16 protein-coding genes are annotated in these 14,664 nt (G+C 67.6%); 9 read left to right on the plus strand and 7 right to left on the minus strand.

What is annotated here, in order from left to right; translation table 11 throughout:
* The first annotated feature begins 47 nt into the window (after positions 1 to 47).
* The 4 genes from ACXJJ8_RS05335 to ACXJJ8_RS05350 are packed head-to-tail and all read left to right on the plus strand — an operon-like array spanning position 48 to position 2,411.
* On the plus strand, positions 48 to 701 hold the full coding sequence (locus tag ACXJJ8_RS05335) for an energy transducer TonB family protein (protein ID WP_499027406.1): 654 nt from the start codon (positions 48 to 50) through the stop codon (positions 699 to 701).
* 49 nt (positions 702 to 750) lie between these two features.
* On the plus strand, positions 751 to 1,521 hold the full coding sequence (locus tag ACXJJ8_RS05340) for a MotA/TolQ/ExbB proton channel family protein (protein WP_499027408.1): 771 nt from the start codon (positions 751 to 753) through the stop codon (positions 1,519 to 1,521).
* A gap of 27 nt (positions 1,522 to 1,548) precedes the next feature.
* On the plus strand, positions 1,549 to 1,971 hold the full coding sequence (locus ACXJJ8_RS05345) for an ExbD/TolR family protein (protein WP_499027411.1): 423 nt from the start codon (positions 1,549 to 1,551) through the stop codon (positions 1,969 to 1,971).
* A gap of 20 nt (positions 1,972 to 1,991) precedes the next feature.
* Positions 1,992 to 2,411, plus strand: coding sequence for an ExbD/TolR family protein (locus tag ACXJJ8_RS05350; RefSeq protein ID WP_499027413.1), 420 nt, complete (start codon positions 1,992 to 1,994; stop codon positions 2,409 to 2,411).
* Between the two features lie 104 nt (positions 2,412 to 2,515).
* Here the strand turns inward: ACXJJ8_RS05350 and ACXJJ8_RS05355 are convergent, their stop codons facing one another.
* The 3 genes from ACXJJ8_RS05355 to cls form a co-directional block, all read right to left on the minus strand.
* The gene (locus ACXJJ8_RS05355; RefSeq protein WP_499027414.1) at positions 2,516 to 3,274 is read right to left on the minus strand and encodes a pyridoxine 5'-phosphate synthase; all 759 of its coding nucleotides are present in this window, start codon (positions 3,272 to 3,274) and stop codon (positions 2,516 to 2,518) included.
* Positions 3,275 to 3,303: 29 nt separating this feature from the next.
* Positions 3,304 to 3,573 (minus strand): hypothetical protein, encoded by a 270-nt coding sequence (locus ACXJJ8_RS05360; RefSeq protein WP_499027416.1) that lies wholly within the window; start codon positions 3,571 to 3,573, stop codon positions 3,304 to 3,306.
* A gap of 112 nt (positions 3,574 to 3,685) precedes the next feature.
* A complete protein-coding gene (gene cls / locus ACXJJ8_RS05365) occupies positions 3,686 to 5,119 on the minus strand; it encodes a cardiolipin synthase (RefSeq protein ID WP_499027419.1) in 1,434 nt (477 codons plus the stop codon).
* A 68-nt stretch (positions 5,120 to 5,187) separates the two neighbouring features.
* On the opposite strand from cls, the gene ACXJJ8_RS05370 reads away from it, so the two are divergent.
* The 3 genes from ACXJJ8_RS05370 to ACXJJ8_RS05380 all read left to right on the plus strand — a co-directional run bounded on the left by ACXJJ8_RS05370 (position 5,188) and on the right by ACXJJ8_RS05380 (position 7,516).
* Entirely contained in the window at positions 5,188 to 6,291 is a 1,104-nt protein-coding gene (locus ACXJJ8_RS05370; RefSeq protein ID WP_499027421.1) for a PA0069 family radical SAM protein, read from the plus strand.
* Between the two features lie 80 nt (positions 6,292 to 6,371).
* Positions 6,372 to 7,121 (plus strand): sensor histidine kinase, encoded by a 750-nt coding sequence (locus tag ACXJJ8_RS05375; RefSeq protein WP_499027423.1) that lies wholly within the window; start codon positions 6,372 to 6,374, stop codon positions 7,119 to 7,121.
* Positions 7,118 to 7,516, plus strand: a complete 399-nt coding sequence (locus ACXJJ8_RS05380; RefSeq protein ID WP_499027425.1) for a response regulator — start codon at positions 7,118 to 7,120, stop codon at positions 7,514 to 7,516. The genes ACXJJ8_RS05375 and ACXJJ8_RS05380 overlap by 4 nt, the downstream gene beginning before the upstream one ends.
* A gap of 4 nt (positions 7,517 to 7,520) precedes the next feature.
* Here ACXJJ8_RS05380 and ACXJJ8_RS05385 read toward each other — a convergent pair whose 3' ends face one another.
* From ACXJJ8_RS05385 to ACXJJ8_RS05400, 4 genes are read right to left on the minus strand one after another with little or no spacing between them, the layout of a single operon-like run.
* Entirely contained in the window at positions 7,521 to 8,564 is a 1,044-nt protein-coding gene (locus tag ACXJJ8_RS05385) for a class 1 fructose-bisphosphatase (RefSeq protein WP_499027427.1), read from the minus strand.
* A 30-nt stretch (positions 8,565 to 8,594) separates the two neighbouring features.
* A complete protein-coding gene (locus tag ACXJJ8_RS05390) occupies positions 8,595 to 10,091 on the minus strand; it encodes an ArnT family glycosyltransferase (RefSeq protein ID WP_499027429.1) in 1,497 nt (498 codons plus the stop codon).
* Positions 10,091 to 10,525: a ketosteroid isomerase-related protein gene (locus tag ACXJJ8_RS05395; protein WP_499027431.1), complete on the minus strand. Its 435-nt coding sequence runs from the start codon at positions 10,523 to 10,525 to the stop codon at positions 10,091 to 10,093. Before ACXJJ8_RS05395 ends, ACXJJ8_RS05390 begins: the two co-directional genes overlap by 1 nt.
* The gene (locus ACXJJ8_RS05400; protein WP_499027433.1) at positions 10,522 to 11,505 is read right to left on the minus strand and encodes a threonine ammonia-lyase; all 984 of its coding nucleotides are present in this window, start codon (positions 11,503 to 11,505) and stop codon (positions 10,522 to 10,524) included. The genes ACXJJ8_RS05395 and ACXJJ8_RS05400 overlap by 4 nt, the downstream gene beginning before the upstream one ends.
* A 113-nt stretch (positions 11,506 to 11,618) precedes the next feature.
* On the opposite strand from ACXJJ8_RS05400, the gene ACXJJ8_RS05405 reads away from it, so the two are divergent.
* Both ACXJJ8_RS05405 and mnmG read left to right on the plus strand, forming a co-directional pair.
* Positions 11,619 to 12,302: a hypothetical protein gene (locus ACXJJ8_RS05405; RefSeq protein WP_499027435.1), complete on the plus strand. Its 684-nt coding sequence runs from the start codon at positions 11,619 to 11,621 to the stop codon at positions 12,300 to 12,302.
* Positions 12,303 to 12,735: 433 nt separating this feature from the next.
* Complete coding sequence (gene mnmG, locus ACXJJ8_RS05410; RefSeq protein ID WP_499028580.1) at positions 12,736 to 14,622, plus strand: tRNA uridine-5-carboxymethylaminomethyl(34) synthesis enzyme MnmG; 1,887 nt, start codon at positions 12,736 to 12,738, stop codon at positions 14,620 to 14,622.
* Positions 14,623 to 14,664: the final 42 nt, after the last annotated feature.

Below are 14,664 nucleotides of genomic sequence, written 5' to 3' on the forward strand. Positions count from 1 at the left end.
AATCCGGCGCGAAAAAGGCGTCGGGCCCTGACCCCAGAGCCTCGCGCATGACGGAAACACTGCCGCATCCCGACAGCCACGCACGCCAGCCGTTGAACTGGCCGCGCATCGTCGGCATCTCTTTCGTGATCGCCCTGCATGTCGCGGCGCTGATGCTGCTGCTCATGCCGGTGGCGCCCCCGGGCGCCCAGGTGGAAGAAGAGGAAGTGACCCTGGTCAACTTCATCAAGCCACCGCCGCCGCCCCCGCCGCCGCCGCCGCCGCCGCCGGAACCGCCGAAGCAGATCGTGCTCAAGCCGCAGACCGTGCCGAAGCCGAGCCCGCTCCCGCCGCCGCCGGAAGAACCGCCGGTCGTGTTCGACGAGCCTTCGCCGGTCGACGTCCAGGCCCCGCCGCCGGCCCCGCCGGCGCCGCCCGCCGCACCGCAGGGTCCGGCACGCGATCCGAACGACCTTCGTGCCAACGTGTGCTTCCAGCCGCCGCTCGGTCCGGTTGCCGCCGCGGTGGGTCGCGCGCGCATCACCGGCTCGATGAAGTTGCAGCTCACGTACGCTGCGGATGGCACGGTCAGCGATGTCCAGGTCGCGCAGTCCAGCCGCGACCGCAACGTGGACCGTGCCGCGCAGAGCTGGGCGCGTCGCATCAAGATGTGTCCGGGCCAGCCGGGTTCGGGCATCTTGCCGATGGAACTCAAGCAATAATTTTTTCTTCCCTTAGTACTCCATTCTTTCCAGACAGAAGGTAAGCGTCATGCTGCAGGAAACCACCAACGCCGTTGCCGCGACCGGGAGCAACGCCGACGCGCTCAAGCAGATGGGCGTCGACCACCTGGCACGCGAAATGCTGAGCAACCCGGGCGACTACGTCGTCCAGCTCGTTGTCGCCACCACCCTGATCATCATGTCCGCGATGTCGTGGTACTGGATCGTGATCAACCTGATCAAGAACGTCCGCATCCGCGGCAGCGCCGACCGCGTCGTCTCCACGTTCTGGGAAACCCCGAACGCACAGGACGCGATCCGCTTCATGGAAGAGCAGAACAAGGCCGAGCCGTTCTCCAAGATCGCGCTCGACGCCGCGCAGGCAGCCGCCCACCACCAGCGCCACGAAGGCTCGCGCCTGGTTGAATCGCTGAACCGCTCGGAGTTCGTGGACCGTGCCCTGCGCCAGGGCGTGACCCGCGAATCCTCGCGCCTGGAGAACGGCCTGACCGTGCTCGCCACCGTCGGTTCGACCGCGCCGTTCGTCGGCCTGCTCGGTACCGTGTGGGGCATCTACGGCGCGCTGATCAAGATCGGTGCCACCGGCCAGGCGTCGATCGACGCGGTCGCGGGCCCGGTGGGTGAAGCGCTGATCATGACCGCCGTCGGTCTGTTCGTCGCCATCCCGGCGGTGCTGGCGTACAACTTCTTCGTGCGCCTCAACCGCGTCACGAACAGCAAGTTCGACACCTTCGCGCACGACCTGCACGACTTCTTCGCCACGGGTGCGCGTGTCGGCGAAATGCCGTCGAAGCGCTAATCAGTCGAATCCTGACGGAGTTCCCCCATGGCCTTCAGTTCCGGTAACGAAAGCGGCGGCCCGATGGCCGAGATCAACGTGACGCCGCTCGTCGACGTCATGTTGGTGCTGCTGATCATCTTCATGATCACGGCGCCGCTCATGTCCCACAAGGTGAAGGTGGAGCTGCCGAAGGCGAACCTCGACAAGATCGAAGAGCCCAAGTTGATCGTGCAGCCGATCACCATCACGGTGAGCGATGCCGGCAACCTGTACTGGAACGACCAGCCCATCACCAAGGACCAGATCGAGAGCCGTCTCTCGGTCGAAGCCCAGAAGACGCCGCAGCCAGCCATCAACGTGCGCGGCGATCGGACGACGAAGTACCGCGTCGTCCAGCAGGTGGTGCAGGTCGCCCAGAACCAGGGCATGCGCAAGGTCGGCTTCGTGGCCGAGAAAGAACGGCCCTGAGCCTTTAGGAGAACAGAACCATGGCTTTCAGTTCCGGTGGCGGTAGCGGCCCGATGGCCGACATCAACGTCACGCCGCTCGTCGACGTGATGCTGGTGCTCCTCATCATCTTCATGGTGACGGCGCCGACGCTCTCCTATCCGATCGACATCGACCTCCCGCAGAAGTCGCTCAATCCGCCGCCGCAGACCAAGGAACCGCCGGAGCCGATCAAGCTCCGCATCGATGCCTCGGGCCAGGTCTACTGGAACGAGTCGCCGCAGCCGGTCACGGCGCTCAAGGGCCTGATGCAGGTCGAAGTCAATCGCGATCCCACCAACCAGCCGCAGCTCGAAATCGACACCAGCCCCGACGCCGATTACGGCGTGCTGGCCAAGGTCCTCGCCAGCGCGAAGAACGCCGGCATGATCAAGATCGGTTTCGTGCAGCCGCAGGGCTGACGCAACACAGAATCAAGCACGACGCACTGTCTGTCGACGCCGCCTCCGGGCGGCGTCTTTTTTTGTGCGCGCACTTTGTGCGTGGTACGGCGTGCGACGCGCGATCAACGCCCGCGGGCGATCGCATCCAGATATCGCTTCACCGTCGCATCGAGCCCGCGATACAAGGCGTCGCCGATCAGCGCATGACCGATCGACACCTCGAGCACGTCCGGCACGCCAACCAGGAACGCCGGCAGATTCGCTTCATCCAGGTCATGCCCTGCATTGACGCCGAGCCCCACGGCTTGCGCCCGCCGCGCCGTTTCCGCGCACGCCGCAATCGCCGCGCGCGCATCACCCTGCGCGAACGCGGCCGCATACGGCCCGGTGTACAACTCGATGCGCTGCGCGCCGACTTCCGCGGCGCGTTCGATATCCGCGCAACCCGCGTCGACGAACAAGCTCACGCGACATCCGAGCGCTCGCAACTCCGCGATGCGTTCCCGCAATGGACCCAGGTCGCCGCCGAAATCGAACCCATGGTCCGAGGTGACCTGCGCATCGGAATCGGGCACCAGCGTCGCCTGTGCCGGGCGCGTTTGGGCACACAGCGCCGCGAACCCCGGATATCCCGCGCGCGGTGGCGCGAACGGATTGCCCTCGAGATTGAACTCCACGCCGCGCGAACGCGTCAGCACCGACAACGCATACACATCTTCGGCGCGGATGTGCCGCGCATCAGGCCGCGGGTGCACCGTGATCCCGTGCGCGCCGGCATCCAGGCACGTGCTCGCGGCCTGCACGACGTCGGGCTCCGTGCCGCCACGCGAATTGCGGAGCACCGCGATCTTGTTGACGTTGACGCTGAGGACGGTTGCCATGCGCGCAGCTGATCGCGCGATGCCTGCGGTCACGACAGCGGCGGTTCGCTGGACTGCTGCTGCTGCGCGGCGAGCTTGCGCGCTTCGGCCTGCTCGCGCAGGCGACGCAGTTCGACCGGATCGATCATCGCCGTCTCGTCGCGCGCGCGCGCGCCGGCCCGTGCCGAATACAGCCCCAGGATCCACCCGAGGGAGAACAGCAGCGCGAGCAACAGGCACACGGCCATCAACCAGGAAACCGTGGTGTTCAACGCGACCGCGAAGGCAGCGGCCGCCAACCCGAGCAACAACCAATGCATCGTCGACTCCCGCAGTCGTGGATCGTGCTTGCGCCGAAGTGTACGACGAACCCGGCCGGCGGAAATCCCGCCCGGCGGGATGCAGCGCACATTCGCAGCAGATCCGTGCGGGTCAGAGCAGCGGCGAGAGCAAGCGCGCGACGGCCTCCGGCAACCGCACCGTCCAGAGCGGCCGAGGCCGATCCTCGCGAACCCGCGGAGAGTGCGCCAGATCGCCCTCGATCACCCGTTCGAGCTCGCCCGCCAGGCGCGCGTCGTGGCAGACCACCGCCACTTCGAAGTTCAGGCGGAAACTCCGGTAATCGAAGTTCGCGCTGCCGATGCTGACCAGCTGCTCGTCGACCAACAGCGCCTTGCTGTGCAACATCCGCGGCCCGTATTCGTAGATGCGCACGCCCGCGGCGAGCAGTTGGTCGAAGTAGGACCGCGCCGCCAGCGTGACGATCATCGAATCGCTGACCCGCGGCACGAGCAGCCGCACATCCAGGCCGCCGAGCGCCGCCGACGTCAGCGCCATCAACGCCGCTTCGCCCGGCACGAAGTAGGGTGTCGTCAGCCACACGCGCCGCTGCGCGGAATGAATCGCCGCGACGAACATGCGGTGGATCGCCTCCCAATCCGAATCGGGGCCCGATGCGATCGCTTGCACCGCATACGAGCCCGGCTCCGATTCCTCGGGTGCGGGCGGCAAAACCGGCGGATGCTCCGTCGCGTACGCCCAGTCCTCGACGAACAACACCTGCAGCGAACGCGCGATGCGTCCTTCCAGCCGCAAATGCAGGTCGCGGTACGCATCGGGACGCAGCGTCTCGTCCTCTTCATCGGTGACGTTGATGCCGCCGGTGTACGCGATGTGCCCGTCGATCACCGCGATCTTTCGGTGCGTGCGCAGGTTCAACCACGGGCGCTGCCACACCCGACCGAAGCGCATCGGATGGAACCACGCGACCAGCCCGCCGGCCTCGACCAGTGGCGCGAAAAAACGGCGCGGCGTCTTCGAAGAACCGACCGCATCCAGCAGCAGGCGCACACGCACGCCGGCGCGCGCGCGCTGGACCAGTGCGTCGCGCACCGACGTCCCCGTGCGGTCGGCGAGGAAGATGTAGTACTCGATTTCGATCGAATCGCGCGCCTGCGCGATGTCGGCCAGCAGCGCGGTGTACTTCGCATGCCCGTCGACGATCATTCGCACCTCGCGCGCGGTGCTCGGCGGCAGGCCCGTGGTCGCCATGCCCAGCCGCGAGAGCTCGCGCGCGATCGGGTCGTCGGCTGCCGAGGGCAAGAGCATCGGCGCCTTGCTGCGCGCGCGCCGGATGCGATGGCGCTTGATGCGCTGCGGGCCGAAGTAGTTGTAGACGATGAAGCCGATGTAGGGCAGCAGCGCCAGGCCGAGCAGCCAGCTGACCGTGGCCACCGGCTCGCGCTTCTGCAGCACGATCCAGCCGCCCAGGCCCACCAGGTAGACCACGTAGAGCACGGTCATGTAGATGCGGACATTGTGGATGTCCGACACGGCGTGCCACGCAGCTTGGAAGGCCTCGATCATCGATTCTCAGACCTGTGGGATTCAGGTTCCGTAGCACCCCGTGCGACGCCGGAGCGTACCCTAGCGGGGTGGAAGACGCGCGCAAGGCAACGACACCGATCAAGGGCCGCGGCGCCGCCTCGCGCGTGGCGGGGCGGTATGAAAAGACCGTGCGCCAAGGGGAGGACGATGGCTGGGGCTCGGTCTACGACACCAGCCTGGATGGCGAAGACGCGCCGCCCCCGCACCCCGAAACGCAGGTCACCGAAGAACGTGCGCGCAGCATCCTGACGCGCAACCAGTCGCCCGACGTCGGCTTCAATCTTTCGCTCAATCCGTATCGCGGCTGCGAACACGGATGCGTCTATTGTTTCGCGCGCCCCTCGCACGCCTATCTCGACCTCTCGCCCGGCCTGGATTTCGAAACGCGCCTGTTCGCGAAGACCAATGCCGTCGACCGCCTGCGCGCGGAGCTCGCCAAGCCCGGCTACGCGCCGGAGACGTTGATGCTCGGCATCAACACCGATGCCTACCAGCCGATCGAACGCCGCTACCGCATCACGCGCGAGATCCTCGAGGTATTGGCCGAGACGAAACACCCGGTGAGCTTCGTCACCAAGGGCGGGTTGATCGAGCGCGACGTCGACCTGCTCGCACGAATGGCGGAGGACAACCTGGTCAGCGCGCACTTCTCGATCACCACGCTCGACAACCGCCTGGCCGCTCGCATGGAACCGCGCGCCACTGCACCGCACGGAAAACTGCGCGCCATGCGCACACTCGCCGATGCCGGTGTTCCGGTCGGCGTGATGATTGCACCGGTGATCCCGATGATCACCGACCACGAACTCGAGCACATCCTCGAAGCGGCGAAGGCGCACGGCGCGCGCTCGGCGGGCTACACGCTCCTGCGCCTGCCGCATGAGCTGAAAGACGTGTGGCGCGAATGGCTGGAGCTGCATTACCCCGACCGCGCCAGGCACGTCATGAGCCTGATCCAGCAGATGCGCGGCGGGAAGGACTACGACAGCCGATTCGGCACCCGCATGCGCGGCGAGGGGCCCTTCGCGCAACTCCTGCAGCAGCGTTTCAAGAAGGCCCACGCGCGCCTGGGCTTCGGGCACCTGCCGCCGTTGGACGCCAGCAAATTCATCGCGCCGCGCAAGCCCTCCCCGCAAGCGGAACTCTTCTAAGCAGTTCGGCGAGGTGGGGCACGCAAGCTGCGGCCGGTTGCGTACACTGCGATCAACGTCGCCGCTGGTTCCCCCCGACCGTGCACGACATCGACGCTCTCCAGGCGGAATACACCGCGCTGCGCCACGACCAGCGCGTGCTCGCGCTCGGCCTGTCGCACGAGGTGCGCTCACCGCTGCGCGCCATCGAGAGCTTCGCCTACCTGCTGGAGCAACGGAGTGGGCAGGCGCTCGACGACACCGGCCGCGACCACCTGCGCCGCATCCGCGAAGCGAGCGCCCGCATGGGCCGCCTGCTCGCACGCCTGCAGGCCTACCTCCAGGCCGGCAGCGCGCCGCTGCATGACGACGCCATCGACCTGGCGTTGCTCGCCGACTGGTGCATCGCCGAACTCCGCGATGCAGCGCCCGAGCGCGAAGCGCAGATCGACATCGCTCCGAACCTGCACGCCCGAGGCGACGAACGCCTGCTGAAAACCGCGCTCGGCGAACTGCTGCACAACGCTTGGACCTACGCGCCGGCCGAGCGCCCCGTGTCCATCGCCGTCGATGCGCAATACGATGCGCGCGGCACCACGCTGCGCATCCGGGATCACGGCACCGGTTTCGATCCGGCACATGCGACGCGCCTCGGCGAACCGTTCCAACGCCTCACGCCTGAATCGCATCCCGAAGGCAGCGGGCTCGGCCTGGCCATCGCGCGCCGCATCGCCGAACGCCATGGCGGCACCTTGCAGGTCGAAGGCCGCCTCGGCGAAGGCGTGGTCGCGCGCCTGTTCTTACCGAATGACCTGCCGAACGACGTGCCGAACGTGGCGCCCACGCGATGACGCTCGCGCCGGTGTTGCTCATCGAGGACAACCTCGACGATGTCGAACTCACGCGCCTGGCCTTCATCGAAGCAGGCATCACGCATCCGCTCGTGGTCGCCCACGACGGCGCGCTCGCACTCGACTGGCTCAACGCGCACCGCGATGCATTGCCGTCGCTGATCCTGCTCGACCTCAACCTGCCGAAACTCGACGGCCGCGAAGTCGTGCAGGCGATCCGCGCCGACCCCGCGCTGCGGCACCTGCCCGTCGTCGCTCTGAGCAGCAGCGGCGAGCCGAACGACATCGACGCCACGTACGCATGCGGCGCCGACAGTTACCTGCAAAAGCCCGTCGACTTCGTGCGCTTCATCGACGACGTGCGCCGCCTGCGCACGCAGTGGCTCGAACGCTGACGGATCAGGCCGCGGTCTGCGCCTTGGCGTCGTGGGCGAGGTGGTATTCGGTCGCCTTCGCCACTTCCTCGCGCGAACCCAGGAACACCGGCACGCGCTGGTGCAACTGCGTCGGCGCGATGTCGAGCAGGCGCGTGCGCCCGTTGGTGGCGGCGCCGCCGGCCTGTTCGATGAGGTAGCTCATCGGGTTGGCCTCGTACATCAGGCGCAGTTTGCCCGCCTTCGACGGGTCCTTCTTGTCCCACGGATAGATGAAGATCCCGCCGCGGGTGAGGATGCGATGCACGTCGGCCACCATGCTTGCGATCCAGCGCATGTTGAAGTTCTTGCCGCGCGGGCCGGTTTCGCCGGCGAGCAGGTCGCGCACGTAGTCCTGCATCGGCGCTTCCCAGTGGCGCTGGTTCGAGATGTTGATCGCGAATTCCTTCGTCGCCGGCGGCACGGTCATCCCGCGCGTGGTGAGCACGAACGAACCCATCTCGCGATCGAGCGTGAACGCGTGCGTGCCGTGGCCGATCGACAGCACGAGCATCGTGCTCGGCCCGTAGATGCAGTAGCCGGCGGCAACTTGCGTGGTGCCCGGCTGCAGGAAGTGCGCGTCTTCCGGATGCGTCACGCCTTCGGGGCAACGCAGCACGGAGAAGATGGTGCCGACGGATACATTGACGTCGATGTTGCTGCTGCCGTCGAGGGGATCGAACAGCAACAGGTAGTTGCCGCGCGGATACACGTCGGGAATCGGCTGGCAGTGATCCATTTCTTCCGACGCACATGCGGCGAGATGGCCGCCCCACGCGTTGGCTTCCAGCAGCACGTCGTTGGCGATGACGTCGAGCTTCTTCTGCGCCTCACCCTGGATGTTGCCGCTGCCCGCTTCGCCGAGGACGCCGCCGAGCGCGCCCTTGCCGACCGACACGGCAATCGACTTGCACGCGCGCGCGACCACTTCGATCAGCAGGCGCAGGTCGGCGTTGATGCGGTCGGCGCGCTCTTCCTCGATGAGATGGCGGGTGAGGGAGATGGAGCCGGTCTTGTCGAACTCGGACATGGCGGTGGGCATCGGACGGCGGGAAGACCCCTATTGTCGCCCACCGGGCGTCAGCGGCGAACCCACGCGGAAGAACATCCGGCCTTGCCAGGGGGCGCCGAGCGGCGTGGCCGCATGACCGGCTGCGTGGATGCGGGCCAGGACCTTCGGCCAAGTCCCGGCCTTGCAGATCCAAACCGCACCATCCTCATGCTCGGCGAGCTCCTCTTCGAGCAGCTCGTCGTACACGCGGTCGAATTTCGATTGCGGCAGCGGATACAGCGCGATCTTCTCGATGTGCGTCGACAGGCCGAGCTCCAGGTGCAAGCCGTAGCGCGTCATGTCCTCGACGAACACCACCTCGGTCACCGGCTGCCCGCCCGCGCGCTGGCGAATCTGATCCGCCCACTCCGACGCATCCTTGTGCGTGCGCCAGAACCCCGCGCCGACCTGCATCGCCAGGACGAGCGCGACCCACGCGGCGATCCACGTCCATCGCGGCAACGCGCGCGCTTCGCGATGACGCTGCATGCCGACGAGCAGGGCCAGTGGCGTGAACAATGGCAGCAGGTACAGGGGCATCCGCGAACGCGCGAGACAAAAAACCACCAGCGGCAGCGCGATCCAGAGCACGGGCAGTAGCCACGGCGCATCGGCCGCGCGCTGCGCGCCATCGCGCCACCAGCCGCGCAGATCCGAAGGCAGGCGCCTGGCCCAACGCAGCAAGGCCGGCGTCCACGGCAGCGTGCCGAGCAACAGCGTGGGCACATACACAACCAGAAAGCCGTACCACTCGCCATGGCGGGAGAAGTCGTCGCTTGCCACGCGCGCGATCACTTCGCTGCCGAGGAAATGTTGGAGCAGCCCGGGATGTTGGCGCACGACCGCGAGGTACCAGGGCAGCGCCAGCAACGGGAACAACAACGCAGACCAACCGAATACGCGCGGTCGCTGTTTCCCGGGGATCATCCAGTCGAACGCGACCACCGCGAGGAGTGGCAGCAACGTCGGCGGCCCCTTCGTCAGGAAGGCCAGCGCGAACCCGATCCAGACCGTCGCGATCCACCATCGCCGCCGCGAATTGCCGAATCGCGCCTCCACGAACCCATGCATCGCGAAGGTGGAAAACGCGGTGAGGATGTAATCGGTCGTGATGTATTGCGACGCGCCGATCGTCAGCAGCATCGTTGCGTAGGCAAGCGCCGCCGTCGCCTCGCTTCCCGGCGACAACCGCCGCCCCATGCGCCACACGAGCCACACGCAAAACAGGTAGGCCAGCGCACCGGGCAGCCGCGCAGCCCACGGATTCGTACCGAAGACGGCGACGCTCGAGGCGATCGCCCAATACGTCATCGGCGGCTTGGTCCAATGGCCGATCTCTTCATTGCGGCGGGGATTGAGCCAGTCGCCGCTGTCGAGCATGTTGAGCCCGACGTTCGTGTAACGGCCTTCGTCCGGATCCCACGTGCCGCGATGGCCGAGGAACAGCAGCGACAGGCAGAGGGCAACGATGGCCACCCACGTGGCAGGCTTTCGCAGGATGTCCATCAGGCCTGTGCGACTTGGGAAAACCATTCCTGCAGATTGTAGTGGTCGCTCACCCGGTAGATGCGACCCTCCCGGAGTGCGAAGAACGCGGCACCGGGCATGCGGTATTTCTGATTTTGCGCGGGCGGCATGCCGATGTCGTCGGCGACGTATTCGCCATCGACGACATATTCGGCCGCGCCATGCAGCCCGTCGGGCGAACACAGGAGCACGATGTCTTGCAGGCGCTCGCGATAGCAGAACTCCATGCGCTGCAGGAATTCGCGGAACGCGGCCTTGCCCACTTCGCGCGGGCCCTGGTTGAGGTCGTGCACGACGTCGTCGGTGAGCAGCGCGACGACGCCATCGGGATCCTGGCGATTGAGCGCCTCGTAATAGGCACGCAAGGTGGCGCGCGCGCGCGCCTCCGGTGTCGCCGGACCGGTGCCGCTCACGCGCGGCCCTTCGCGAACAACGTGGCGATCGCGTCGAGGTCGACGTTGCCGCCGGAGAGGATCGCGCCCACGCGCAGGCCGGCGAAGCGTTCGCGATGCCGCAGCAACGCGGCGAGCACGGTGGCCGAGGAGGGTTCGACGACCTGCTTCATGCGCGAAAAGAGCAGGCGCATCGCGTCGACCGTGTCCGCGTCGTCGACGACCAGCGTCTCCACGTCGTGCGCGCGCAGGAGTTCGAAATTCGGTTCGCCGAGCGTGCCGCGCAGTCCGTCGCAGATCGTGTCGGGCACGAAGTCCGTCACGCGCCGGTCCTGCGCGAGCGACGCGGCGGTTTCGGCGGCGCCCGCGGGTTCGGCGAGGAAAACGCGCGCACCGGGCAACGTCGAAGCAACCGCAAGCGCGGTGCCCGAGGCGAGCCCGCCACCGCCGACCGGCACGATCACCGCATCGAGCGCGCCGTCGCAGGAATTCATCAGTTCGAGCGCGGCGGTGCCCTGGCCGGCGATCACGCGCGCATCGGTATAGGGGTGCACGAGTTGCGCGCCGGTGTCGTGTTGCAGTTGCGCGCACGCCGCCTCGCGCGCGGCGATCGTCGCGGCGCAGTGGTGCAACGTGGCGCCATAGGCTTCGATCGCGGCGAGCTTGGACTTCACCGCGCCTTCCGGGACGACGACATGGCACGCGATGCCACGCGTGCGCGCCGCCAGCGCGAGCGCCGCGCCGTGGTTGCCCGAGGAATGCGTGACCACGCCGCGGGCGGCCTGATCGTCGGTCATCGACCACACTGCGTTGCATGCGCCGCGGAATTTGAAAGCGCCCGCGCGCTGCAGGTGCTCGGCCTTGAAGGCGATGGACGCGCCGACGAGCGCGTCGATGGCGCGGGACCGCAGGACCGGCGTGGCGTGGGCGTGGGGAGCGATGCGCGCCGCGGCGGCAAGGATGTCGCCGAATGCGGGAAGGATCTGGGCGGGGGGATTCATGGCGGCATGCTAAACGTTGCGCTGACGGTTCTGGGAGTACAACGTGGAGCCGGAAGATTAAGCAGGAATTCAATGCCGCGGGCGGACTCTCGTGGCATCCACAGGGGATGACCATGGCCACGCAGCGCTTGCTCCTGCTCGCCACCGCCGTACTACTCGGCGGTTGTGCGACGGGCTACACCTACCACCAGAACGGCGAAGGCGATTACTACTCCGGCGAGCCTTACACCGACTACAACTACGTGCCGTCGGCCGGCTTCTGGTATGGCGGTTACCCGGGCGCGTATTACGGGCCTTATTCGGGCTGGGGCGGTGGCATCAGCTACTGGGGCGGCTATCCCGGTTACTACGGTGGTTATTACGGTGGCTACTACGGCGGTTACCACGGTGGTGGTGGCCGCGGGCCGTACAGGCCGCGCCATCCGCACAACCCGCCTCCGCCGCCGCCCAGCACGGGTGGCGGCGGTCAGGATCCTCGCGAGTTGCGCAGCCATCGCCAGGTCGAATGGTCCGGCCCGCGCGGCGGCAACCCGCCGGTGATGCCGCCACGCGTGCACCGCGGCGAAATCGTCAACGGCGGCCTGCCGCCCGCCCCGGTCTCGCGCCCGATGCCAGTGCGCACGCCGCCGCCGGTCTCGCGTCCGATGCCGGTGCGCACGCCGCCGCCGTCGCCCTCGATGCGGCCGCCGCCGCCGTCGCCTTCGATGTCGCCGCCGCCCTCGGTCACCCCTTCGGCGCGCCATGAGCGCGCGGTCGATCGCGCACGGATAAAAAGTGGGTCCGGCGACACACCTTGAGGTGTTGCGCTCTGCCGGATGGGGGCGCACAGTAGGTCGCGAGTGACGAGTTGCGTCGCTTTGCGACACAACTTGCGGCAGGCCCGACCATGTCGACGCCCCTCGGGGAACCCACGGATCCCCCCTGTTCCGCACCTCGCGGGGCGTCGGCCACCCCTCCAGACCGCCATCGAACGATGCGCGGTGCCGCGCAGCCCGAATCGCAGACATAAAAAAAGGGGCCGAACGTCCCCCGACATTCGGCCCCTGCGCTCCCCCGGCGTGTACTCGCCAGCCCCTGTTCCAATCCGGCAGCGCTTGGTGCGATGCGCCTGCCACCCCGGGTGCAAGGTAGATGTCGCAGGAAGCGTGCCAAGCGTGCGCCCGCGGCATTCAGGTCCCCCAACGGCGCGCAAGTAGAATGCGCAGCCTGCACGCGCCACCGTTGTCCAACATGTCCGAATTCTTCCGCCACGACGTCATCGTCATCGGCGGCGGCCACGCCGGCACCGAAGCCGCGCTCGCCGCCGCGCGCACGGGTGCGCGCACGTTGTTGCTCACGCACAACGTCGAGACCGTCGGCGCGATGAGCTGCAACCCGGCGATCGGCGGCATCGGCAAGGGCCACCTGGTCAAGGAAATCGATGCGCTCGGCGGTGCGATGGCGCGCGCCGCGGATGCCGCGGGCATCCAGTGGCGCACGCTGAATGCGTCCAAGGGCCCGGCGGTGCGCGCGACGCGTTGCCAGGCCGACCGAGCGCTGTATCGCGCCGCGATCCGCCGCATGGTCGAAGCGCAACCCAACCTGGTCGTCTTCCAGGCCGCCGTCGACGATCTGATCATCGAAGGCGACGCCGTGCGCGGTGCGATCACGCAAACCGGCCTGCGCTTCGAAGCGCCCGCCGTCGTGCTGACCGCCGGCACCTTCCTCGCCGGCAAGATCCACGTCGGCCAGACGCAATACGCGGCCGGCCGCGCCGGCGATCCGCCCGCGACCACGCTCGCCACGCGCCTGCGCGAACGCCCCTTCGTGGTCGACCGCCTCAAGACCGGCACGCCGCCGCGCATCGACGGCCGCACGCTCGATTACACCGTGATGGAAGAACAACCCGGCGACGACCCGCGCCCGGTGATGTCCTTCGTCGGTTCGCGCGACGACCATCCACGCCAGGTCTCGTGCTGGATCACGCACACGAGCGAGCGCACGCACGACATCATCCGCGGTGCGCTGGATCGCTCGCCGCTGTACACCGGCCAGATCGAAGGCATCGGCCCGCGCTATTGCCCGTCCATCGAAGACAAGGTGGTGCGCTTCGCCGAAAAGGCCTCGCACCAGATCTTCGTCGAACCCGAGGGGCTCGATGTCGCGGAAATCTATCCGAACGGCATTTCGACCTCGCTGCCGTTCGACGTGCAACTCGAACTCGTGCGTTCGATCCGCGGCTTCGAACGCGCGCACATCACCCGCGCCGGCTACGCCATCGAATACGACTTCTTCGATCCGCGCGGGCTGAAGGCCTCGCTGGAAACCAAGGCCGTCGCGGGCTTGTTCTTCGCCGGCCAGATCAACGGCACCACCGGCTACGAAGAAGCCGCGGCGCAAGGCTTGCTCGCGGGGCTGAATGCCGCGCGTTTCGTGCAGCAGCGCGATGCATGGTCGCCGCGTCGCGACGAGGCCTACCTCGGCGTGCTCGTCGACGACCTGATCACGCACGGCACGAACGAGCCGTATCGCATGTTCACCTCGCGCGCCGAATACCGGCTGCAGTTGCGCGAAGACAACGCCGACCTGCGCCTGACGCCGATCGGGCGCACGCTCGGCCTCGTCGACGACGCGCGTTGGTCGCGCTTCGATGCCAAGCGCGAAGCCATCGCGCAGGAAGAAACCCGCCTGCGCGCCGCATGGGCGTCGCCGAACAACGCGCTTGGCCGCGAACTCGAAGCGACCCTGGGCGTCGCGCTCACGCGCGAAGCCAACGCGCTCGACCTGATGAAGCGCCCCGAACTCGATTACGCGAAGCTCATGCAATTGCCCGCGCTCGCACCGGGCGTGGACGATGCGAAGGTCGCAGAGCAGGTCGAGATCGGCGTGAAATACGCCGGCTATCTCGACCGCCAGCGCGACGAGATCGCACGCCAGCAGCGTCATGAAACCACGGCGATCCCGGCGGACTTCGATTACGCCGGCGTGCGCGGGCTGTCGGCGGAAGTGCAGCAGAAGCTGGCGCGCGTGCGGCCGGAAACCATCGGCCAGGCCCAGCGCATTCCCGGCATGACGCCGGCGGCGATCTCGCTGCTGCTCGTGCACCTGGCGCGGTCGCGCGGCGCGCGCGTCGCCTGACCGGCACACGCGCAGGTCAGTGCGTCGGGAGTACGCTCCGCG

It is taken from the genome of Lysobacter sp. P5_C4 (assembly GCF_054049695.1).

Bases quoted from the DNA above. Each gene is read 5' to 3' on its own strand.
- ACXJJ8_RS05360 (WP_499027416.1), bottom strand. From the start codon at position 3,573: ATGCATTGGTTGTTGCTCGGGTTGGCGGCCGCTGCCTTCGCGGTCGCG.
- ACXJJ8_RS05405 (WP_499027435.1), top strand. From the start codon at position 11,619: ATGGCCACGCAGCGCTTGCTCCTGCTCGCCACCGCCGTACTACTCGGC.
- ACXJJ8_RS05390 (WP_499027429.1), bottom strand. From the start codon at position 10,091: ATGGACATCCTGCGAAAGCCTGCCACGTGGGTGGCCATCGTTGCCCTC.
- ACXJJ8_RS05340 (WP_499027408.1), top strand. From the start codon at position 751: ATGCTGCAGGAAACCACCAACGCCGTTGCCGCGACCGGGAGCAACGCC.
- ACXJJ8_RS05345 (WP_499027411.1), top strand. From the start codon at position 1,549: ATGGCCTTCAGTTCCGGTAACGAAAGCGGCGGCCCGATGGCCGAGATC.
- ACXJJ8_RS05335 (WP_499027406.1), top strand. From the start codon at position 48: ATGACGGAAACACTGCCGCATCCCGACAGCCACGCACGCCAGCCGTTG.
- ACXJJ8_RS05380 (WP_499027425.1), top strand. From the start codon at position 7,118: ATGACGCTCGCGCCGGTGTTGCTCATCGAGGACAACCTCGACGATGTC.
- ACXJJ8_RS05385 (WP_499027427.1), bottom strand. From the start codon at position 8,564: ATGTCCGAGTTCGACAAGACCGGCTCCATCTCCCTCACCCGCCATCTC.
- cls (WP_499027419.1), bottom strand. From the start codon at position 5,119: ATGATCGAGGCCTTCCAAGCTGCGTGGCACGCCGTGTCGGACATCCAC.
- mnmG (WP_499028580.1), top strand. From the start codon at position 12,736: ATGTCCGAATTCTTCCGCCACGACGTCATCGTCATCGGCGGCGGCCAC.
- ACXJJ8_RS05400 (WP_499027433.1), bottom strand. From the start codon at position 11,505: ATGAATCCCCCCGCCCAGATCCTTCCCGCATTCGGCGACATCCTTGCC.
- ACXJJ8_RS05350 (WP_499027413.1), top strand. From the start codon at position 1,992: ATGGCTTTCAGTTCCGGTGGCGGTAGCGGCCCGATGGCCGACATCAAC.
- ACXJJ8_RS05355 (WP_499027414.1), bottom strand. From the start codon at position 3,274: ATGGCAACCGTCCTCAGCGTCAACGTCAACAAGATCGCGGTGCTCCGC.